Annotated in this window: 15 protein-coding genes; 6 read left to right on the top strand and 9 right to left on the bottom strand. The window is 73.8% G+C overall.

Translation table 11 applies throughout. The features are described from left to right. Positions 1-39 precede the first annotated feature (39 nt). Both LPU61_RS25485 and LPU61_RS25475 read left to right on the top strand, forming a co-directional pair. Positions 40-1,332 carry a lysine N(6)-hydroxylase/L-ornithine N(5)-oxygenase family protein gene (locus LPU61_RS25485; protein WP_229406383.1) on the top strand — a complete coding sequence of 431 codons (1,293 nt, stop codon included), beginning with the start codon at positions 40-42 and terminating at the stop codon, positions 1,330-1,332. After that, positions 1,329-3,722 carry a GNAT family N-acetyltransferase gene (locus LPU61_RS25475; protein WP_308102609.1) on the top strand — a complete coding sequence of 798 codons (2,394 nt, stop codon included), beginning with the start codon at positions 1,329-1,331 and terminating at the stop codon, positions 3,720-3,722. Before LPU61_RS25485 ends, LPU61_RS25475 begins: the two co-directional genes overlap by 4 nt. A gap of 83 nt (positions 3,723-3,805) precedes the next feature. On the opposite strand, the gene LPU61_RS25470 is transcribed toward LPU61_RS25475, so the two are convergent. The 9 genes from LPU61_RS25470 to LPU61_RS25430 form a co-directional block, all read right to left on the bottom strand. Further along, positions 3,806-5,248, bottom strand: a complete 1,443-nt coding sequence (locus tag LPU61_RS25470; RefSeq protein ID WP_043963334.1) for an arabinofuranosidase catalytic domain-containing protein — start codon at positions 5,246-5,248, stop codon at positions 3,806-3,808. Positions 5,249-5,416: 168 nt separating this feature from the next. Further along, positions 5,417-6,112 (bottom strand): aspartate/glutamate racemase family protein, encoded by a 696-nt coding sequence (locus tag LPU61_RS25465; RefSeq protein WP_229406382.1) that lies wholly within the window; start codon positions 6,110-6,112, stop codon positions 5,417-5,419. Between the two features lie 35 nt (positions 6,113-6,147). Continuing rightward, positions 6,148-7,458, bottom strand: coding sequence for an FAD-binding oxidoreductase (locus LPU61_RS25460; protein WP_229406381.1), 1,311 nt, complete (start codon positions 7,456-7,458; stop codon positions 6,148-6,150). 9 nt (positions 7,459-7,467) lie between these two features. After that, entirely contained in the window at positions 7,468-8,343 is an 876-nt protein-coding gene (locus LPU61_RS25455; protein WP_043963336.1) for a family 3 encapsulin nanocompartment shell protein, read from the bottom strand. Between the two features lie 55 nt (positions 8,344-8,398). Beyond that, on the bottom strand, positions 8,399-9,244 hold the full coding sequence (locus LPU61_RS25450; RefSeq protein ID WP_043963338.1) for a methyltransferase domain-containing protein: 846 nt from the start codon (positions 9,242-9,244) through the stop codon (positions 8,399-8,401). Positions 9,245-9,301: 57 nt separating this feature from the next. Continuing rightward, positions 9,302-10,132, bottom strand: coding sequence for an SDR family NAD(P)-dependent oxidoreductase (locus LPU61_RS25445; protein WP_043963339.1), 831 nt, complete (start codon positions 10,130-10,132; stop codon positions 9,302-9,304). A 5-nt stretch (positions 10,133-10,137) separates the two neighbouring features. Next, positions 10,138-11,079: a sulfotransferase gene (locus LPU61_RS25440; protein WP_229406380.1), complete on the bottom strand. Its 942-nt coding sequence runs from the start codon at positions 11,077-11,079 to the stop codon at positions 10,138-10,140. Continuing rightward, the gene (locus LPU61_RS25435) at positions 11,076-12,326 is read right to left on the bottom strand and encodes an MFS transporter (protein WP_229406379.1); all 1,251 of its coding nucleotides are present in this window, start codon (positions 12,324-12,326) and stop codon (positions 11,076-11,078) included. Before LPU61_RS25435 ends, LPU61_RS25440 begins: the two co-directional genes overlap by 4 nt. Then, positions 12,323-13,699 (bottom strand): DegT/DnrJ/EryC1/StrS aminotransferase family protein, encoded by a 1,377-nt coding sequence (locus LPU61_RS25430; RefSeq protein ID WP_043963342.1) that lies wholly within the window; start codon positions 13,697-13,699, stop codon positions 12,323-12,325. The genes LPU61_RS25435 and LPU61_RS25430 overlap by 4 nt, the downstream gene beginning before the upstream one ends. Before the next feature lie 895 nt (positions 13,700-14,594). Here LPU61_RS25430 and LPU61_RS25425 point away from each other — a divergent pair. From LPU61_RS25425 to LPU61_RS25410, 4 genes are all read left to right on the top strand, one after another. Continuing rightward, positions 14,595-15,344, top strand: a complete 750-nt coding sequence (locus LPU61_RS25425; RefSeq protein WP_043963343.1) for a lytic polysaccharide monooxygenase — start codon at positions 14,595-14,597, stop codon at positions 15,342-15,344. Beyond that, complete coding sequence (locus LPU61_RS25420; protein ID WP_052503794.1) at positions 15,329-16,006, top strand: DUF305 domain-containing protein; 678 nt, start codon at positions 15,329-15,331, stop codon at positions 16,004-16,006. The genes LPU61_RS25425 and LPU61_RS25420 overlap by 16 nt, the downstream gene beginning before the upstream one ends. A 58-nt stretch (positions 16,007-16,064) precedes the next feature. Then, the gene (locus tag LPU61_RS25415) at positions 16,065-16,523 is read left to right on the top strand and encodes an ATP-binding protein (protein ID WP_229406378.1); all 459 of its coding nucleotides are present in this window, start codon (positions 16,065-16,067) and stop codon (positions 16,521-16,523) included. Positions 16,524-16,699: 176 nt separating this feature from the next. Continuing rightward, the gene (locus tag LPU61_RS25410) at positions 16,700-21,220 is read left to right on the top strand and encodes a HAMP domain-containing protein (protein ID WP_229406377.1); all 4,521 of its coding nucleotides are present in this window, start codon (positions 16,700-16,702) and stop codon (positions 21,218-21,220) included. The last annotated feature ends 90 nt before the right edge of the window (positions 21,221-21,310 follow it).

Raw genomic sequence — 21,310 nt, 5'->3', positions numbered from 1 at the left:
ACCGTGCCCACCACCCGACCCCGCGCAGAAAGCGACCGCATGCCCACCCGTGACGTCGTCGCCGTCGGGCTCGGCCCGTACAACCTGGGCCTGGCCTGCCTCACCGAGCCGCTGTCCGACCTGGACTGCCTGTTCCTGGAGGCCCGCGACACCTTCGACTGGCACCCGGGGATGCTGCTGGAGACCGTCCGGTTGCAGACCCCGTTCCTGGCCGACCTGGTCACCCTCGCCGACCCCACCTCGCCGTTCTCGTTCCTCAACTGGCTCAAGGAGACCGGTCGGCTGTACCCGTTCTACATCCGCGAGCGGTTCCACCCGCTGCGCAGCGAGTACAACGCGTACTGCCGGTGGGCGGTGCAGAAGCTGGCCAGCGTGCGCTTCGGCCAGCGGGTCACCGCCGTCACCCACGACCCGGCCGACGACGTGTTCGCGGTGACCGCCACGGTCACCGCCACCGGCGAGACCGTCACCCATCATGCGCGCAACCTGGTGCTCGGCACCGGCACCCCGCCGCACGTGCCGGCGGCCTGCGCCGGGCTCGGCGGCGACGGCGTCGTGCACTCCTCCGACTACGTGACGCACCGCGACGCGCTGCGCCGCCGCCGCAGCGTCACCGTCGTCGGCTCCGGGCAGAGCGCCGCCGAGATCTACCAGGACCTGCTGGCCGACATCGACACGTACGGCTACCAGCTGAACTGGGTCACCCGCTCGCCCCGGTTCTTCCCCCTGGAATACACGAAGCTCACCCTGGAGATGACGTCGCCGGACTACGTCGACTACTTCCGCGCCCTGCCCGAGGCCACCCGCTACCGCCTCGAAGCCGAGCAGAAGGGCCTGTTCAAGGGCATCGACGCCGACCTGATCAACGACATCTTCGACCTGCTGTACGCCAAGAGCGTCGCCGGCCCGGTGGACACCCGGCTGCTCACCAACACCGAGGTGACCGGCGCGGAGCACACCGACGGCGGGTACGCGCTGCGGCTGCGCCACGTCGAGCAGGGCGGCGAGTTCGACCTGACCACCGAGGGCCTGGTGCTGGCCACCGGCTACCGCTTCCAGGTGCCGGACTTCCTCGACCCGGTGCGCCACCTGCTGCGCTTCGACTCCCACGGCCGCCTCGACGTCGCCCGCGACTACCGCGTCGACCACGCCGGCCGGATCTTCCTGCAGAACGGCGGCACCCACACCCACAGCGTCACCTCGCCCGACCTGGGCATGGGCCCGTACCGCAACTCGGTGATCATCCGGGAGCTGCTGGGCCGCGAGCCCTACCCGGTGGAGCGGCGCATCGCGTTCCAGGAGTTCGGCGTGCCGGCGGGGGTGGGGGCGTGACGGAGATCGTCTACACCCGCACCGACCCCCGGCTCGGCGAGTTCGCCCTGCGTACCCTCGACCCGGCCGCGGACGCCGCGCTGCTGCACTCCTGGGTGACCCACCCGAAGGCCGCGTTCTGGCTGATGGGCGACGCCGACGTGGCCCAGGTCGCCGCCGAGTACGCCCGCATCGCCGCCGACCCGCACCACGACGCGTTCGTCGGCCTGTGGCGCGGCGAGCCCGCGTTCCTCGTCGAACGCTACGACCCGGCGCGCGTCGAGCTGGCCGGGCGCTACCCGGCCCGCCCCGGCGACGTGGGCATGCACTTCCTCTGCGCGCCCACCGACACCCCGGTCTCCGGCTTCACCCGCGCGGTCATCACCACCGTGATGGCGTGGCTGTTCGCCGACCCCGCGCACCGCCGGGTCGTCGTCGAGCCAGACGTGCGCAACACCGCCGTGCACGCCCTCAACGCCGCCGTCGGCTTCACCCCCGCCGGCACCGTCGCGCTGCCCGCCAAGACCGGCCTGCTCTCCTTCTGCACCCGCGCCCGGTTCGCCGCCGCCACCGCAGCTCAACCCCAAGGACCGGACACCGTGGACCCGCAGGACGCCGTCGCCCACCTCACCCCCGACACGTGGGCGCGCGCCAACCGGCTGCTGGTGCGCAAGGCCCTCGCCGAGTTCTCCCACGAGCGGCTGCTCACCCCCGAGCCCGGCGGAGCCGCCCCGGCACCCGGCGCGTCCGCCGACTACGAGGTGACCAGCGACGACGGCACCGTCACCTACCGGTTCGCCGCCCGCCGGCTCGCCCTCGACCACTGGCACATCGACCCGGCCAGCATCACCCGCCGCCGCGACGGCGTGGAGCTGCCCCTGGACGCCCTCGACCTGTGCGTGGAGCTGCGCGGCGCGCTCGGCCTCACCGACCGGGTGCTGCCGGTCTACCTGGAGGAGATCACCTCCACCCTGGCCGGCTGGGCGTACAAGCTGGACCGGCCCGAGACCCCCGCCGCCGAGCTGGCCCGCGCCGACTTCCAGACGGTCGAGACCCGGATGACCGAGGGCCACCCCGGCTTCGTCGCCAACAACGGCCGCATCGGCTTCGGCATCGACGAATATCACCGGTACGCCCCCGAGGTGGGCCGGCCCGTGCGGCTGCTCTGGCTCGCCGCGCACCGCGACCACACCACCTTCACCTGCACCGCCGACACCGACGCGGACGCCCTGTACCGGGCCGAGCTGGGCGACGCCACGCTCGCCGGGTTCGCCGCCACGCTCACCGGGCTCGGCCTCGACCCGGCCGACTACCTCTACCTGCCCGTGCACCCGTGGCAGTGGTGGAACCGGCTCGCCGTCACGTTCGCCGCCGACGTGGCCGAGCAGCGGCTGGTCTGCCTCGGCCCCGGCCCGGACGAGCACCTCGCCCAGCAGTCCGTGCGGACGTTCTTCAACGTCACCCACCCCGAGCGGCACTACGTCAAGACGGCCCTGTCCGTGCTCAACATGGGCTTCGTGCGGGGCCTGTCGGCGGCGTACATGGAGGCCACCCCGGCGATCAACGACTGGCTCGCCGACCTGATCGACCGCGACGAGGTGCTCGCCTCGACCGGCCTGACGATCCTGCGGGAGCGGGCCGCGATCGGCTACCGCAACCGCCGCTTCGAGGCGGCGACGGACCGGTACTCCCCGTACCGCAAGATGCTGGCGGCGCTGTGGCGGGAGAGCCCCGTGCCGGGCCTGGAGCCGGGGCGGCGGCTGGCCACCATGGCGTCGCTGCTGCACGTCGACTCGGCCGGCGGGTCGTTCGCCGCCGCCCTGGTCGCCGAGTCGGGGCTGCCCGCGCCGGTGTGGCTGCGCCGCTACCTCGACGCGTACCTCACCCCGCTGCTGCACTCTCTCTACGCCTACGACCTGGCGTTCATGCCGCACGGCGAGAACGTCATCCTGGTGCTGCGCGACGGGGCGGTGGAGCGGGCGATCTTCAAGGACATCGCCGAGGAGATCGTGGTGATGGACCCGGACGCCGACCTGCCCGAGGCGGTGCACCGGGTCCGGGCGAACATCCCCGAGGGCGAGAAGATCCTGTCGATCTTCACCGACGTGTTCTCCTGCTTCCTGCGCCACCTCAACGTGGTCCTGCTCGACGCGGGGCTGCTCACCGAGGAGGAGTTCTGGCGTACGGTCGCCGACTGCGCGTCCGACTACGCCGCCCGGGTGCCGCACCTGGCCGACCGGCTGGCCCGCCACGACCTGTTCGCGCCGGAGTTCGCGCACTCCTGCCTCAACCGGCTCCAGTTGCGCGACAACCAGCAGATGGTGGACCTGTCCGACCCGTCGGCGGCGCTCCAGTTCGCCGGCACCCTGGCCAACCCCATCGCCCCGTACGCCCGGCGCCGGACTGCCTGAGTCTCGGCGGGAAGCGGCGCGCCGGCGGGCAGGCCCTGGTTGGCCTGCCCGCCGGCGCCCGGCGAGCGGGTGTCGCGGTGCGCTCAGCTACGTGTGCTCCACTGCTGGTTCTGTTGTCCGTTGCAGGACCAGAGGATGAGCTTGGTGCCGTTGGCGGTGCCCGCGGCGTTGGCGTCGAGGCAGAGCCCGGACTGGGCGTTGGTGAGGGTGCCGTTGGCGTTGAGGTTCCACTGCTGGTTGGTGCCGCCGTGGCAGTCCCAGATGATCACCTGGGTGCCGTTGCTGGTGCCGGCGCCGCTGGCGTCGAGGCACTTGGTGCCGTACACCTGGAGTTGTTTGGCGGCGGTGTGGGTCCAGCGTTGGGCGGTGCCGCCGGTGCAGTCCCACAGCTGGGTCTGGGTGCCGTTGGTGGTGCTGGCGTTGGGCACGTCGACGCAGCGGCCGGACTGGCCGCCGACGAGCTGGACGTTCTGCTGGGGGGTGCCGCCGCCGGCCGGCGCGTATCCGGCGGCGGCGATGTTGGCCTGTACGGCGTCCTCGGTCGCGTTCGACGGGTAGCCCGAGGTCAACACGCCCTCGAAGAAGGTGCCGCGACCGGAGACGCTGTTGTCGCCGCCGATGCCGAGCAGGATCGCGCCCTCCTTCTTCATCGGGTGGTAGCCGTTGGGACGCCGCCCGTCGAAGTAGTTCGTCAGGCCGCCGGACTGGGCGTTGCCGCCCCGGATCGCCCAGTGGTTCGGCTCGCCCTTGACCATGGCGGTCACGAAGCGGTGGTTGATCGGCGCGAGCTTGTTGTAGCCCGCGTTCACCCCGGAGAACAGCCCCCACTCCAGGTCGGCCATGATCCAGGGGCCGGCGCCGTCCCCGTAGCCCCACTGCTTGTTGGCGCCGAAGTAGACGGTCTCCATGATGGCGGGCGAGTCCGCCTGGCCGTCGGTCTGCGCGTTGCCGTAGTCGAAGCAGCACCACTGGTTGTAGTGGGTGCCGTCGACGACCGCGTAGATGCCCTCCGGCTGGTCGCCGGTGGCGACGCCGTTGGTGTTGTTGTTGCGGTAGCCGGTGCCGGGCGCGATGTAGACGCCGTACGCCTTCTGGCCGCCGACGGTGATCGGGGCCGCCTTCGCGTCGGCGAGGTTGTCCCAGCCGCCGGGAGCGGGACCGGGCCAGTAGCCGGGGGGCGCCTGGGTGAGGCGGTTGTTGCGGCCGGACTGGTCGTAGATGATCGTGATGACGCAGGTCGTGTTGGCGCAGAACGTGTCCTGGGTGGCGGCGTTGGCGTAGCCGCCCGCACTGAGCACGCCGACGTCGCGGGTGGTGTTGTCCGACGCGCGCCGGACCTGGTAGAGCGGCCCGTTGTACGCGCCGTACAGCGCGCGGGTGGTGCTGTGCGCGGCCACGCACGGCGTGCCGCCGGAGGCGTAGATGTCACACGGGCCGGTGGTGGCGGCCCGCGCCTGCGGCGCGTCCGAGAGCACGTAGCTGCCGGCGCCGACGACGAGGACCACCAGGGTCCCCGCGACGGTCATGAAGCGACTCAGCCTTCCTTTCACGTTCGTCGGTCCTCTCCTGGGGTGGGGTGTGGTGTGGTACGCATGGAGACGTCATACGTCACACCCTTGACATTAATGTCAATCGATGAGGTGCGCTACCTCTCGACGGACCCCACCAGCAGCGGGCCTCCGGTCAGCGCCTCGTCACGCGGCCGGGAATGGGCGACGGGTCAGCGTCGCGTGCAGCATGGTCGTGAGCGTCACGATGTCGAACACCGGCAGGCCGAGCCGGGCCTGGATGGCGTGCGCGAACGGCACCAGGTCGGTGCACTCGATCACCAGCGCCCCGAGGTCCGGGTGCGCCTCGGCGAGCCGGTCGACGCGGTCGAGCACCTCCCGTTCGAGCCTGTCGGCGTCGAGGGCGTCGCGGCGGCCCTCCAGCATCACCTCGGTGAACTCCGGCTGCCCGGCCATGCCGGTCACCCGCACCGGCACGTGTTCCGCGCCGATCGCGGCGAGGTGGCGCGGCGTGAGCGCGGCCTCGTCGGCGACGAGCAGCCCGACCGGCCGGTCGACCATCCGGTGCACCAGCGGAAGCTGCAGCAGGCTGGACGACCACAGCGGCACCGACACGGCGGCCGCCAGTTCGGCCTGGAACAGCACCAGGAACCCGCACGCCCCGGTGATCCCGGCGACCCCGGCGGCCTCCAGGTCCCGGGCCGCCGCCACGAACGGCTCCAGCAGCGTCGGGTCGGCCTCCCGCACGAGCCGCTGCGGCGTGGCCCCCTCGACGACCCGGTAGACGACGGGGAAGTCGAAGGTGGCCGGGTTGCGGATGTGCCCGGGGATCTTCTCGAACGAGGTGTCCAGGCAGAGCACGCCGATCGGGGCGTCGGTCATCGGTTCCTCCGCGAGTCGGTTGCGCCGCGACGGCATCATCGGTTCCTCCGGGCGAACGGGCGACGCCGCCACCGGTCCACGGCGAACGGCGCGAGGTCCAGCTCCGGGCGCTCGCCGCCGACGAGCTGGGCGACGAGCCGGCCGCCGGCCGGGGCCAGGCCCATCCCGATGTGCCCGTGGCCGGCGGCGACGACCACGTTGCGGTACGCCCCGGGCCGGCCGATCAGCGGCAGGCTGTCCGGGGTGCAGGGGCGCAGCCCGCTCCACACCCGCACCCGCCGGTCGACGCCCAGCCCCGGCAGGTACGCCGCGACGGTGCGCACGATGCCGTCGATCCGGCGCGGCGAGACGCTGGTGTCCATCCCCACCAGCTCCAGGGTGCCGGCCAGCCGCAGCCGGTCGCCCAGCGGCATGACGGCCACCTTCCCCTCGCTGAGCAGGATCGGCAGCCGGGGCGGGTGCGCGCCGGCGGCGACGTCGACCGCGTACCCCTTGGCGGGCTGGAGCATCAGGTCGACACCGAGCCGGCGGGCGCAGGCCACCGACCAGACCCCGGCGGCGAGCACCACCTCGGCGGGACGCAGGTCGCCGCCGCTGGTGCGCACGGCCCGCACCCGGTCGCCGGCCACCTCGAAGTCGCGTACCTCGGTGTGGGTGCGGATGTCGACGCCCGCGGCCCGCAGCGCGTCGGCGAACGCGACCAGGAACGCGGGGATGCGCAGCGCGGCCCCCTCGGCGTTGAGCAGGGCCCCGGCCACGTCGAACGCGACGCCCGGTTCGAGGGCGGCCAGCTCGCCGGGGTCGAGCACCCGCAGCGGTACGCCCCGGGCGACGGCCGCCGGCACGGAGGCGCGGGCCGCCGCGAAGCCCTCCGGGGTCCTGCAGGCCAGCAGCATCCCCTGGGCGGTGAGGGTGTCGGCGAGCGGGCCGGTCGCGCACACCTCGCGCAGGATGGCGAGGCTGCGCTGCTTGAGGGTGAGCAGCACGTCGAACGCGGCCCGCGCGTGCTGCTCGGTGCAGCGGCGGCGGAAGTGCCACAGCCAGGCCAGCAGGGCCGGGTCGGGGCGGGGCCGCACGTGGAACGGGCTCTCCGGGTCGAGCAGGTAGCGCAGCCCCTTCGCGGGCACGCCCGGCTCGGCCAGGGGAGCGGCGCCCTGGGTGCCGACGAAGCCGGTGTTCCCCGACGAGCAGGCCGCCGGGTCTCCTATCTCGCCCCGGTCGACGACGGTGACCCGGTGCCCGGCGCGGGCCAGGAACCAGGCGCAGAACAGGCCGACGACGCCCGCGCCGACGACCAGCACGTCGGGGTCGTCGCCGGGTGGGCGCGGCGCGGGCGGCGTCGGCATCGCGGCGGCCTAGAGGCTGACCACGAAGAAGCAGGTGGGCAGGTTGAGCACCACCCGCTCGTAGATCTCGGCGGTCAGCGCCACCCCGGGCTCGGCGAACGTGCCCGGCGGCGGCTCGGCGAAGGAGATCATCGACCGGCCGGCGTCGAACAGCAGCGCGCCGTGGCCGAAGTCGCCGACGATCGCCGTGCCCGGGTCGACCAGTCGGGTCCGGACGATGAACACGCCGTTCTCCTCGACGTCGCGCATCAGGGTGCCGGAGCCGAGCAGCCGGTAGTAGTCGGCCGGGTTGATGATCAGCCCGTCGGCGGTGCTGCCGTTCTGCTCCACCTCGTTGCAGGCCGACAGGATGGTGGAGCCGAACGGGCCCGGGTCGGTGAGCCGGGCGATGTCCGGCATGGTCAGCAGGCCGCCCTCGCCGCGCAGGATGGTGACGTTCTCGGCGGTGGCGAGCCGCACCACCAGGCGGTAGTTGATGAACTCGGCGAAGCTGGTCGGGTCGTCCCACAGCCCGTCGGGCACCTGCACCCACGCCTTCGTGGTGTGAAGCGGCGGGATGGGGGACCGGTGGAAGTGGTTGGCGGCCTCCCGCCGCAGGTCCGCGCCGTCCACGGCCGGGTCGCCGGGACGGGCGGGGCTCTCGTGCCAGTAGAACTCCTGCGGGTCGCGGGACAGGTCCACCACCTTGAGCATGTTGCGCGACGGGTAGCGCGGCTTGCGCCGCGAGCTGGTCAGCGAGTCGGTGATGGTGACGTCGTAGTCGACGCGGGTGTCGAAGCCGCCCTCGGCGAAGGCGTCGACGAAGACCTGCCCCGGCGAGAGCTGCTTGCGGCGGTCCTCGACGACCTCGGCGATGGTCCGTTTGATGACGTCGGTTCGTTGCATCGGGCGCACACCTTCCGGTCGGGGTCGGGTCGTCACTGCGCGGTGGGGCGGGTCGTCACTGTGCGGTGGGCTTGCGGGCGACGAACATGCCCCAGCCGAACTCGCCCCGGTCGATGGCGGCCTGGATCTCGCCGCAGGACGCGGCGAAGCCGAGGATCCACTCCCGGGCGGCCGGGTCGTCGGTGGTGGCGGCCCGCTGCCGGGCCGTCTCGCCGAGCACCCGGTACGTCTGCCGGATGTGGGTGTCGAGGCTGCGGGCGGTCAGCACCTCGAAGCCGGCGGCGGTCAGGGCCTCGGCGTACCCGTCGAGGGAGTAGCCGCCGCTCCACCGCACCCGGTCGTAGACGTGCCGGCGGGCGGCCTCGCCGATGTCGGTGGTGGGCTGCAGGAAGTCGGTGACCGCGAGGATCCCGCCGGGGGCGAGGACCCGGTGCATCTCGGCGTGGCTGCGCGGCTTGTCCGGCACCAGGAACAGCGCGTCCTGGCTGACCACGTGGCTGAAGGTCGCCGTGTCGTACGGCATTGCGGTGGCCGAGCCGTGCCGGAAGGTGACCCCCTCGGTGCCCCGCTCGGCGAGCTTCGCCTGGGCGAACCGGACCCGCTCGATGCTCAGGTCCAGGCCCTCGCCCCGGCAGCCGGTCTGCCCGGCGAGCCGCAGGAGGAAGTTGCCGCAGCCACAGCCGACGTCGAGCACCGTCGACGCGGCGTCGATGCCGGCCTCGGCGGCCAGCAGGTCCGAGGTGCGGTCGGCGGCGGCGTGGTAGTCGGTGTCGGCGTCGTCGGCGAAGTAGCCGGTGTGCAGCACGCCCTCGCTGTCCCAGAAGCTGAGGTACGTCTGGGTGGTCTGGTCGAAGAACTCGGAGACGTCCCGCTCGGTGAACGTGGGGCTGGTCGTGGACATCGCGCACTCCTCCGTGCTGTGCCGCCGGCCGGCGAGGCCGCCGCCGGGATGGGGATCTCAGGCGTAGGTGTCTTTCCGGACGCCGGTGAGGTGCGGCAGGTCCGGGCCGGTGGCGCTCGCGCCGCCGTCGACCAGGTGCACCCCGGCGGTGACGAACGAGGCCCGCTCGCTGGCCAGGAACGCGGCCACCGCCGCGACCTCCTCGGGGCGGGCCAGCCGGCCCAGCGCGCTGTGGTGGCCCATGGCGGCGAGCTGCCGCTCGACGTCGCCGTCGTCGCCGGCGAGCCGGGCGGCGGCCCGCTCCATCGGCGGGGTGCGCACCGAGCCGGGGGCGAGCACGTTGACGGTGATCCCGTCGCGGCCCACGTCCACGGCGAGGCCCTGGGCGAAGCGGACCAGCGCGGCCCGGGTGACCCCGGACAGCAGCAGCGGGGCGATCGGCACGGCGGCGGTCTCCGAGGCGACGAAGAGCAGCCGCCCCCAGCCGGCGGCGCGCAGGTGCGGCAGCGCCGCGAGGGCCAGCCCGACGGCCGGCAGCAGCACCCGGTCGACGGCGGCCCGGTAGTCGGCCGTCTCGAACAGGCTGGCCGGGCCGATCGGCGGGCTGCCGCCGCTGACCAGCAGGACGTGCGCCGCGCCGAGGTCGGCGGCCACCCCGTCGACCCAGCGGCGGGCCGCGTCGGCGTCGGTGACGTCCACGGCGGTGGCGCTGACCCGGCCCTTCGCCACCCCGGCCAGCTCCCGCTCGGCGGCGGCGAGCCGGCCGGGGTCCCGCCCGCAGATCGCCACGTGCGCCCCCTCGGCGGCGAACTCCTTCGCGCAGGCCAGCCCGATGCCGCTGGACCCGCCCGCGACGAGCGCCACCCGTCCTGTGAGCCCCAGATCCACGTCTCCTACCTTCCGCCGGTCGGTGACAGCCGGCCCGCCCCGGCCGACCGGTAGCCGTAGCGGGTGAACAGGGGCTGGGCCAGGGCGGTGGCGGCCAGCCGGTCGGCGGCCGACAGGGTGCGCCGCCACGCCTCGTCGCTGTCGCGGATCACGGTCGGGCCGCTTCGGAACCGGTCGGGGTTGCCGGTCACCGTGTGGTTGGTGCCCAGCTCGACGGTGCGCCCGCGCACCGGGTTGCCGGCCGGGTCGGCCCCGCACAGCCGCAGCAGCGCGTCGATCGTCCCGGCCGGGTCGGCGGTGAACGACTCGTAGCGCAGCAGCGTCGACCGCTGCGGGTGCCGCCGGGTGATCGCCGCCGAGGCCAGGTTGAACCCGTGCCAGTACGCGGTGCTGCGCGCCGCCGACATCGCGTACACGTACTGCTTCGGCTCCCGCCAGGAGTGCGCCACGGCGCGCGGGTCGCGCACCAGGTGCACGTAGTAGGGGGTGATCCCGGGCAGGTGCGCCAGCAGCGCCGCCTCCCCGGGGATCTTCGTGGTGTCCACGATGGTGTGCGCGCCGGTGCGTTCGGCGACCGCCCGGTAGACCCGGCCCATCAGCTCGGCGTGGGCGCGGATCTCGCCGTCGTGCAGGCCCCGGCGCAGCACCCGCCAGGTGTGCCGGGTGCGCACCCGGGACCGCTGGCGGGCGATCACCTGCGCGGCGTGCGCGTCGGCCGACAGGCCGGCGGGCCGCCCGACGGGCAGCACCCGCGACCAGATGTCGCAGGCCGTCAGCTCCCGGCCGCAGCCGCACAGCCCGTTGACGCCCCGGCCGGTGGAGTTCTTCCACAGGAAGTGCAGCTCGCCGACGTGGAAGAAGCCGGGCACCTCGTTGAGGACGTTGCCGATGATGGTACTGCCGTTGCGGCACCAGCCGGTGACGCACAGGATCGTCAGGTCGCTCATGCCGCGCGGGCCTCCGTCCGTTCGCTCCCGGGCCCCCCGGGGCTGCCGGTGCCGCCGTGGCCGCCCGCCGGGCGGCCGATCCAGGCCGCCATGGCCGCCGCCGCGACGGCGCAGGCCGCCCCGACGCCGAACACGGCCGGGTAGTCGAGGGTCGCGGCCACCAGGCCCGTCACCGGCCCCCACACCGCGAGCCCCAGATCCCAGAACGAGGTGTACGCCCCGATCGCCGCCCCCTGCCGCGTCGGCTCGGCCCGGTTCATCACCATCAGCGCCAGCGACGGGTGCAGCAGCGAGAAGCCGACGCCGGTGACCACGCCGCCGGCCACGGCGACGGGCAGGTTCGGCGCGAGCGCGACGATCGTCAGGCCGACCGCCTCGCCGGCCGCCGACCAGGCCGCCACCCGGCGGGGGCCCAGCTTGTCGGGCAGGTGGCCGATGACCAGGCGGGTGCCGGCGTACACGGCGCTGAAGCAGCTCAGCACCAGCACGCCGGAGCCGATGCCGCGCGCGTCCAGGTGCAGCACGACGAACGCGGCCAGGCCGGCGTACCCGGCGGCGCCGAGGGCGAGCGCCGTGCCGGGCAGCAGCGCCGGGCGCAGCAGCAGCCCGCCGCCGCCCCTGGATTTCCCTTGCGCGGTGGTCCCGGGTTCCCGGGGCGCTGCGGTACCGGGTTCCCCGTGCGGCACCGGGACCAGGGCGATCAGGGCGGCGGCCAGCAGGGGAGCGGCGGCGGCGAGCGCCCAGACGGCGGTGAAGGAGACCTGTTGCAGGGTCGCGCCGAGGAAGGTGCCTGCGGAGATGCCGCCCCACATGCTCACCCCGTACAGGCCGATGAGCTGGCCCCGGCGGTGGTGCGGGGCGAGCGCCACCGTCCACACCGCCCCGGCGGTGAACAGGGCGGCCTCGCCCGCGCCGAGCAGCAGCCGCACCGCCACCAGCGCCGGCACCGCGAGCGGCAGGAAGTAGAGCAGCCCGCCGAGGGCCGCGACGAGCGCGCCGGTGAGCATCACGGTGCGGTGGCCGTACCGGTCGGCGAGCGCGCCGGCGACGGGCCGCACGAGCAGCGCCGTCCCGGCGGTGACCGTGACGACCAGCCCGACGACCAGGTCCCCGGCGGCGTGCCGGTCGCGCAGGAACGCCGGCAGCACCGGGATCACGGCGGTGAGGCCCAGGTAGCCGGCGAACAGCCCGCCGAAGATGCCGACCAGGGCGGGGCGCGGCACGGCGCGGGCGGGGTGGTCCGTCATCGGCCCACCGGCTCCGCCGCCCCGGCCGGCGCGACCACGGGCCCTGCCGGCCCGTCCGACGGCGGCCCGGCGGGTGCCGCGTCCCGCGCGGCGGCCACCTTGCGCACCGCCCGCACCAGGTCGTCGCAGTCGTCGGGGGTCAGGTTCGACGACAGCGGCACGTCGACGGCCTCGCGCAGGTAGCCGGCGGTGCGCGGCAGCATCGCCCGGATCGCGTCCACGTCGTCGGTGTCGTACGCGAACCGCCAGTTCCAGAACGCGCGGACGTTGAGGTCGTCGTCGGCGCCGATGTTGCGCGCGTCGATGCCCTCCCGGCACAGCGCGCGGGCGAACCAGCCGGCGTCGCCGCCGGGCACCCGGAACACGAACGCCTCCCCGAGGTACGCCCCGGGGGCGACCGGCCGGCGGATCGCGATGCCCGGCACGTCGGCCAGCGCGGCGGCGACCCGGTCGTAGTTGCGGTGGAACAGCCGCAGCCGCTGCGGCAGGCGGGCCATCTCGGCGCGCAGCAGCGCCGCCCGGATCTCGTCCATGCGCAGGCTGAGCAGGGGCAGGTCGAGGCCGGTCAGCGGCGGCTCGGCGTCGGGGAAGTGCCGCCGCAGCCGCCCCTCGTACGCCCCGGACAGCGCCACCGCGCGGGCGAACAGCTCGGTGTCGTCGGTGACCAGGAAGCCGCCCTCGCCGCAGTTGAGCGCCTTGTCCGACTGGGTGCTGAACGCGCCGGCCGCCCCGAACGTGCCGAGCTTGCGGCCGCGCAGCTCCGCGCCGAGCGCGGGCACCGCGTCCTCGATCAGCGGCACGCCCATCTCGGCGGCGAACGCGGCGAGGGCCTCGGCGTCGGCGGCGAAACCGCGCATGTGCACCACGAGGATCGCCCGGATCCCCGGCTGCCAGCGGCGGCGCAGGTCGTCGAGGTCCATCCGCAGGTCCTCGTCCACCTCGACGAGGAACGGCTGGCAGCCGGCCATGACGATCGCGCTCGGCGTGGCGACGAACGTGAACCCGGGGCAGGCGACCAGGGAACCCGGGGGCACCCGCGCCGCCATGATGGCCAGGGCGAGCGCGGCGGTGCCGCTGGACACGGCGAGCGCGTGCCGGGTGCCGAAGAAGCGGCACAGCTCGTCCTCGAACCGGCCGCACTCGGTCTCGTGCTGGGGGCGGTGGTCGTAGCGGAAGTAGAGGTGGCTGCGCACGGCCCGGCAGGCGGCCTCCTCGTCCTCGGGGTGGACGAAGACGGCACCCTTGTCGTACGTGGGCCAGGGGGTGTGCCGGACGGGTGCGCCGCCGTGCAGGGCGAGGCGGTCCTCCGGTCGATCAGGGCGCGCCGCCGGCAGTGGCCGGGGCGGCGCGGGAGCTTCGTCGTTCCCGTTCACCGGCGGACTCCTCGCTCGTTCCTGACGGGTGTTCCGCCGGCTTTTCTCCGACCTGCGGAACGGTGGCCGGCGCGCGTCGTGCGGACAGCACGAATAGCCCCACTGACGTGGGAGAATTCGTCGATCCGGAATCGCGTCAATCGCCGCCCAGTGACAGTCATGATTGCCTTGGGGGTGCGGCCCGTCAACCCGTGTCTTCGGTTTCCGGCGGGTTCCGTCCGGTCGTCGACGAGGGGTCCGGTGACCGCCGGTCGTCGACCGTGTCGCAGTCGGCCGCTGGTACGTCGTTGAGCTGGGCGGACCTCCTCCGCCACGCCCTCGCGGTGATCACCCTCGGTAAGGGCTTCCCGGCGGCATTGCGTGGCGGCCGGAATGTCGACCCCGCAATTCCAATTCCCTAGTGGATAGGCAGCCTTTTCGCCTTCGGTGGGGCGCAAAGCTGGTCAACAGCCATCAATGGCGTGTTGTCCGAGCGGAACCGACTATCTGTCCCCACGGTGGCATCCGTATGAATTGCCCGAACGGCACACCCGACCAATGCCCCACCCTGTTCCACCCCCACCCCGCCCTGGCCCGCCCCGCCTCTGCCTGGCCCCGCCCCCACCCACCCCGCCCCCACCCACCCCGCCCCCACCCACCCCGCCCCCACCCACCCGCCCCGCCCCCGCCCGGCTCGCGCCGGTGATCAAGAGAAAAGCGTCAGAGTTGATCTCCGTGTTGACGCAAACCTCTTGATCGCCGGGGTGGGGGAGGGGCGTGAGGGGGCGGGGAGGGGCAGGGGGTGGGGTTTACTGTTAAGAAAGTTTAATTTATGTTCATCGCATGCCTCCGGCGGGCGTGTCGGCCCAGCTCGGTGCGCTGCGCCGACGCCTGCCCCGAAACGAAGGAGCGTCACATGCGTCGAAGAATCGCCCTTCCGCTGGCGTCGGCGGGTGCCGTCGTCGCCTCCCTGGCCGTCGCGGTGCCCGCCCAGGCGCACGGCTACGTGTCCGGACCGCCGAGCCGGCAGGCGCTCTGCGCCCAGGGTCGCGTCCCCGACTGCGGCCAGATCAAGTACGAGCCGCAGAGCGTCGAGGGCCCGAAGGGGCTGCGCAGTTGCAGCGCCGGTATCGGCCAGTTCGCCGTCCTCGACGACGACGCCCGGGGCTGGCCGGCCACCCAGGTCGGCAGCTCCGTCACGTTCACCTGGACCAACACCGCCCGGCACGCCACCAGCAACTGGGAATACTGGATCGGCGGCACCCGGGTCGCCGTCGTCGACGGGGGCGGGCGGCAGCCCGACGCCACCGTCTCGCACACCGTCAACCTGGGTGGCTGGTCAGGCCGGCAGAAGGTGCTCGCCATCTGGAACATCGCCGACACCGCCAACGCCTTCTACTCCTGCGTGGACCTCCAGGTCGGCACCGGCGGCACCCCGACGCCCACCCCCACCCCGACGCCGTCCCCGACGAGGACGGCCACCCCCGCGCCGACCACCCCGGCCCCGACCACCCCCGCGCCTGGCGGCACCTGGACGGCCGGTCAGGCGTACCGGGTGGGCGACCAGGTCACCTACGGCGGCGCGACGTACCGGTGCGTGCAGGCCCACACCGCCCTACCCGGCTGGGAGCCGCCGAACGTGCCCGCCCTGTGGACCCGGCTCTGACCCGCCGGCGGGTGCGGCCCGGGCTCCCGGGCCGCGCCCGCCGTGCGGCGCTGGCGCTCGCCGCGCTCCTGGCCGCCACCGGCTGCGCGGCGGACCCCGGCCCGACAGCCCCCACCCCGACCGCCCCGCCGACTGCCTCGGCGCCGACGCCCGGCGGGGACTGCGCACGCTGCGCGCCCGCCCCGGCGGACGTGCCGTTCCTCCGGGCGATGGTGGCCCACCACGACCGGACCCGGGTCGTCGCCGCGGCGGCCACCGGCCGGATCACCGACGTCGAGCTGCGCACCCTCGTCGCCGCCGTCGACGTGACCGAGGCCGACGAGCTCGCCACCATGCGGCGCTGGCTCGCCGCGGCCCCCGACGGCGGCGCAACCGGACCGGCGGGCCACCATCCGCACCACGACGCCCACCACGACGTCCAAGGCACCCAGGGCGCCGCGGCGACCGCCGATCCCGACCTGGCGCGGCTGCGTGCCGCGCCCGCGGGCCGGTTCGACGCCGTACTCGTCGAGGTGCTCACGGCCCACCAGCGGGCGGCCGTCACGCTGGCCCGGGCCCACCTGCCGGTGGCTGAGGGTCCCGAGGTACGCGATCTCGCCGACCGCATCGCCCGCTCGCGCGCCGCGCAGCTCCGGCTGCTGGCCGGGCTCCCGGCGGCCTGACCGGCGGCAAAGCGCCCGGGCCCGCCCACGTCACCTGCGGGGCGTGTACGGTCCGGCCATGAGCAGCGGTGGGGGTGACGGCGGCGGCGCGGGGGCCGGCGCGTCCCGTGGGGATGCCGGGGTGACGCTGTTGGCGGAGGCCATCCGGGCCGACGGGGTGACGGCGCTGCGCCACGCCGTCACCGCCGCGGCCGGCGCGGCCGGGCTGGCCGACGTCGCCCTGGAGGACTTCGTGCTGGCGGTGCACGAGCTGGTGACCAACGTCGTCCGGCACGGCGGGGGCAGCGGCCGGCTGCGGCTGCGGCGCGACGGCGACCTGCTGACCTGCGAGATCAGCGACGACGGCCCCGGCCTCGGCGACGTACACGTCGCCCTGCCCGCGCCCCACGAGGTCGGCCACCGTGGCCTGTGGCTGGCCCAGCAGCTCACCGACGGCCTGGAGATCCGGGCCGACGGACGCGGCACCACCGCCTGGGTCAGCGCCCGCCTGCCGACCCCGGCGGCCGACCGCCGCTGACGACCCACCGGCCGCCCCCGATGCGGCTTGGGTGACCTTCCGGGCATACTTGCGCGGGTTTGGTGTCGCTGCCGGGCGGGCGGGCCGTCGGGCGGGTCGCGGTGCGGGGGGTTGCGATGGTCGAGCGGTCGGCGGCACGGCACGGTGGCGCGGCGCCCCCTACGCCCCCCGGCCCGGTGACCGATCCCGGGCTGCGGCAGTTGCTGGCCGGCCTGACCGCGGTCCGCGACGGCGACTTCGGCACCCGGCTGCCGGAGGACGGCGACGGCCTGCTCGGCGAGATCGCCACCGTCTTCAACGGCATGGTCGACCAGCTGTCGCTGTTCACCTCCGAGGTGACCCGGGTGGCCCGCGAGGTGGGCACCGAGGGTCAGCTCGGCGGGCAGGCCGAGGTGCCGGGCGTGTCGGGCACCTGGAAGGACCTCACGGACTCCGTCAACGCGATGGCCGGCAACCTCACCGACCAGGTCCGCGACATCGCCGAGGTGGCGACGGCGGTGGCGCGGGGCGACCTGTCGCAGAAGATCACCGTGGACGTGCGCGGCGAGATCCTGGAGCTGAAGGTCACGATCAACACGATGGTGGACCAGTTGTCGTCGTTCGCCGACGAGGTGACCCGGGTGGCCCGGGAGGTCGGCAGCGAGGGCCGCCTCGGCGGGCAGGCCGAGGTGCCCGGGGTGGCCGGCACCTGGCGGGACCTCACCGACTCGGTGAACTTCATGGCCGGCAACCTGACCAGCCAGGTCCGCAACATCGCGCAGGTGACCACGGCGGTGGCGCGGGGCGACCTGTCGCAGAAGATCACCGTGGACGCCCGGGGCGAGATCCTGGAGCTGAAGAGCACGATCAACACGATGGTGGACCAGTTGTCGTCGTTCGCCGACGAGGTGACCCGGGTCGCCCGGGAGGTCGGCACCGACGGCCGCCTCGGCGGGCAGGCGCAGGTCAGCGGCGTCGCCGGCACCTGGCGGGACCTGACGGACTCCGTCAACTCGATGGCCGGCAACCTCACCGACCAGGTCCGCAGCATCGCCCAGGTCGCCACGGCGGTGGCGCGGGGCGACCTGTCGCAGAAGATCACCGTCACCGCGCACGGCGAGATCCTGGAGCTGAAGAGCACGATCAACACGATGGTGGACCAGTTGTCGTCGTTCGCCGACGAGGTGACCCGGGTCGCCCGGGAGGTAGGCACCGAGGGCCGCCTCGGCGGGCAGGCCGACGTCAAGGGCGTCTCCGGCACCTGGAAGGACCTCACCGAGTCGGTGAACGTCATGGCCGACAACCTCACCGCCCAGGTGCGCAGCATCGCCGAGGTCACCACGGCCGTGGCCAAGGGCGACCTGACGCAGAAGATCCGGGTCGACGCCCGGGGCGAGATCCTGGCCCTGAAGGAGACCATCAACACGATGGTCGACCAGCTCTCCGCGTTCGCCGACGAGGTGACCCGGGTGGCCCGGGAGGTGGGCACGGAGGGGCGGCTCGGCGGGCAGGCCCGGGTGTCCAACGTCGGCGGCACCTGGAAGGACCTCACCGACAACGTCAACGAGATGGCCAACAACCTCACCAACCAGGTGCGCTCGATCGCGCTGGTGGCCACGGCCGTCGCGCAGGGCGACCTCAGCCGCAAGATCACGGTGGAGGCGAAGGGCGAGGTGGCCGTGCTCGCCCAGACCATCAACACGATGGTGGACACCCTCGGCGCGTTCGCCGACGAGGTGACCCGGGTGGCCCGGGAGGTGGGCACGGAGGGGCGGCTCGGCGGGCAGGCCCGGGTGCCCAATGTGGCCGGCACCTGGAAGGACCTCACCGACAACGTCAACTCGATGGCCAACAACCTCACCGGCCAGGTCCGCAACATCGCCCAGGTGACGACGGCCGTGGCCCAGGGCGACCTGACCCGCAAGATCGACGTGGACGCCCGGGGCGAGATCCTGGAGCTGAAGACGACCATCAACACGATGGTGGACCAGCTCTCGTCGTTCGCGGCCGAGGTGACCCGGGTGGCCCGCGAGGTGGGCAGCGAGGGCCGGCTCGGCGGGCAGGCCGAGGTCGAGGGCGTCTCCGGCACCTGGAAGCGGCTCACCGAGAACGTCAACGAGCTGGCCGGCAACCTCACCCGGCAGGTCCGCGCCATCGCCGAGGTGACCAGCGCGGTGGCCACCGGCGACCTGACCCGCTCGATCACCGTCGACGCCTCCGGCGAAGTGGCCGAGCTGAAGGACAACATCAACTCCATGGTGGAGTCGCTGCGCGAGACCACCCGGATGAACCAGGAGCAGGACTGGCTCAAGACCAACCTGGCCCGGATCTCCGGCCTCATGCAGGGCCACCGGGACCTGGAGGTCGTCGCGGGGCTGGTGATGGACGAGCTGGCGCCGCTCGTCTCCGCCCAGCTCGGCACGTTCCTGCTGGTCGAGGACGGCGCCGGGGAGCCCACCCTGCGGGTGGTCGGCGGGTACGGTCACCGCGCCTCCGGCCGCCGCTTCACCCTCGGCGACTCCCTCGTCGGGCAGGCCGCCGCGAGCCGGCGGGCCATCGTGGTCGACGCCGTGCCGGCCGACTACGTCACCGTCTCCTCCAGCCTCGGCGCGGCGGTGCCCCGGCACCTGGTGGTGCTGCCGATCCCGTTCGAGGACCAGGTGCTCGGGGTGATCGAGCTGGCCAGCATGAGCCGGTTCACCGAGACGCACCGCAACTTCCTCGACCAGTTGATGGAGACCATCGGCGTCAACGTCAACACCATCGTCGCCAACGCCCGCACCGACGTGCTGCTCACCGAGTCCCAGCGGCTCGCCGCCGAGCTGCGGGCCCGCTCCGAGGAGTTGCAGGCCCGCTCCGAGGAACTCCAGCGCTCCAACGCCGAACTGGAGGACAAGGCGGCGCTGCTGGCCCGGCAGAACCACGACATCGAGACCAAGAACTCGGAGATCGAGCAGGCCCGCCAGGAGCTGGAGGCCCGCGCCCAGCAGCTCGCGCTGGCCTCGAAGTACAAGTCGGAGTTCCTGGCCAACATGAGCCACGAGCTGCGTACGCCGCTGAACTCGCTGCTCATCCTGGCGCAGCTGCTGGCGCAGAACCCCAACCGCAACCTCACCGCCAAGCAGGTCGAGTACGCCACCGTCATCCACTCCGCCGGCACCGACCTGCTCCAGCTGATCAACGACATCCTCGACCTGTCCAAGGTCGAGGCGGGGAAGATGGACGTCAACCCGGAGACGTTCGCGCTGAGCGAGCTGCGCGACTACGTCGACGCGACGTTCCGGCCGCTGACCACGCCGCGTGGCCTGGAGCTGGACATCAGCACCGGCCCGGACGTGCCGCAGTGGCTGCACACCGACGAGCAGCGGCTGCGGCAGGTGCTGCGCAACCTCGTCTCCAACGCGGTCAAGTTCACCGAGCAGGGCCGGGTGCAGCTGCGCATCGAGCGGGCCCGCCCCGACGAACTGCCCGAGGGGTTCACCCCGGGGGAGACCGTGCTGGCGTTCCGGGTCGTCGACACCGGCATCGGCATCGCCGAGCAGCACCTCACCGCCATCTTCGACGCCTTCCAGCAGGCCGACGGCACCACCAGCCGCCGCTACGGCGGCACGGGGCTGGGCCTGTCCATCAGCCGGGAGATCGCCCACCTGCTCGGCGGCCGGATCACCGCCCGCAGCGTCCTCGGCCGGGGCAGCACCTTCACCCTCTACCTGCCGGCCACGCTCACCGGCCCGGTCGCCCCCGGGTCCCCGCCCGCGTCCCCCGCCCCGCCAGTCGCCGCGTCCTCCGCCGCGTCCCTCGCCGCCCTCGCCGGCCGCGCGGGGCTCGACCTGGCGGCGGGGCCGCACCCGGTCGCCGCGCCGGCCGGGGAGCCGCCGGCCGGGCCGCGGCGGGTCCTGGTCCTCGAACACCACGACAAGGGGCTGCTGACCATGCTGGTCCACGGCGTGACGGCCGGGCTGGCCGGTCCGCCGGTCGAGGTCGCCACCGCGCTGGACGCCCCCGCTGCGCTGGAGGCCGTGGCGCAGCACCGGCACCAGTGCCTGGTCGTCCACCTCGACCTGCCGGACGACAGCGGGGCGGTGCTCCTGCGGGCGCTGCACGACGCCCCCGCGCACCGGGGCGTGCCCGTGCTGGCGTACCACGCGCGCCCGCTGGCGGCCGGCCAGGAGGCGCTGCTGCGGGCGGTGGCCGGCGACCGTCCCCTGGAGATCCTCGGCAGCCTGGACGACCTGCGGGAGCGGATCGTCCTGCACCTGTCGGCGGACGCCGCCGGCCACGTGGTGCCCCTCGCCCGGCCCCTGCCTCCGGCCGCCGCACCCGGGGAGGGCTTCGGCGTCGGCCTCGCCGGCCGCAAGGTGCTGGTGGTCGACGACGACGCCCGCAACGTCTTCGCCCTGACCAACATCCTGGAACTGCACGGCCTCGACGTGGTCTACGCCGAGAACGGCCGCAAGGGCATCGAGACGCTGATGCGCCACGACGACATCGACCTCGTGCTGATGGACGTGATGATGCCCGAGATGGACGGGTACGCCGCCACCGCCGCGATCCGCGCCATGCCGCGCTACGCGGACCTGCCGATCATCGCCGTCACCGCCAAGGCGATGCGCGGCGACCGGGAGAAGAGCATCACCTCCGGTGCCAGCGACTACGTCACCAAGCCGGTGGACGCCGAGGACCTGCTGCACTGCATCCACCGCTGGCTCGACGGCTGACCACGCCCGGTGCTCCCGCCGCCGCCGGGGGACGCCTGGCCGGGGGCGCCGGGCAGTCGCCAGGCGTGGCGAGAGCCCGTCCGGCGGGGC

The sequence above is a fragment of the Micromonospora sp. NBRC 110038 genome (assembly GCF_020884815.1).
Taxonomy (GTDB): domain Bacteria; phylum Actinomycetota; class Actinomycetes; order Mycobacteriales; family Micromonosporaceae; genus Micromonospora; species Micromonospora haikouensis.
The sequence above is the reverse complement of the archived record's forward strand: the minus strand, read 5'-3'. Positions and strand labels throughout refer to the sequence as shown.

Bases quoted from the DNA above. Each gene is read 5' to 3' on its own strand.
- LPU61_RS25485 (WP_229406383.1), top strand. From the start codon at position 40: ATGCCCACCCGTGACGTCGTCGCCGTCGGGCTCGGCCCGTACAACCTG.
- LPU61_RS25470 (WP_043963334.1), bottom strand. From the start codon at position 5,248: ATGACCGTCGCGGGGACCCTGGTGGTCCTCGTCGTCGGCGCCGGCAGC.
- LPU61_RS25465 (WP_229406382.1), bottom strand. From the start codon at position 6,112: ATGACCGACGCCCCGATCGGCGTGCTCTGCCTGGACACCTCGTTCGAG.
- LPU61_RS25460 (WP_229406381.1), bottom strand. From the start codon at position 7,458: ATGCCGACGCCGCCCGCGCCGCGCCCACCCGGCGACGACCCCGACGTG.
- LPU61_RS25455 (WP_043963336.1), bottom strand. From the start codon at position 8,343: ATGCAACGAACCGACGTCATCAAACGGACCATCGCCGAGGTCGTCGAG.
- LPU61_RS25450 (WP_043963338.1), bottom strand. From the start codon at position 9,244: ATGTCCACGACCAGCCCCACGTTCACCGAGCGGGACGTCTCCGAGTTC.
- LPU61_RS25440 (WP_229406380.1), bottom strand. From the start codon at position 11,079: ATGAGCGACCTGACGATCCTGTGCGTCACCGGCTGGTGCCGCAACGGC.
- LPU61_RS25435 (WP_229406379.1), bottom strand. From the start codon at position 12,326: ATGACGGACCACCCCGCCCGCGCCGTGCCGCGCCCCGCCCTGGTCGGC.
- LPU61_RS25425 (WP_043963343.1), top strand. From the start codon at position 14,595: ATGCGTCGAAGAATCGCCCTTCCGCTGGCGTCGGCGGGTGCCGTCGTC.
- LPU61_RS25415 (WP_229406378.1), top strand. From the start codon at position 16,065: ATGAGCAGCGGTGGGGGTGACGGCGGCGGCGCGGGGGCCGGCGCGTCC.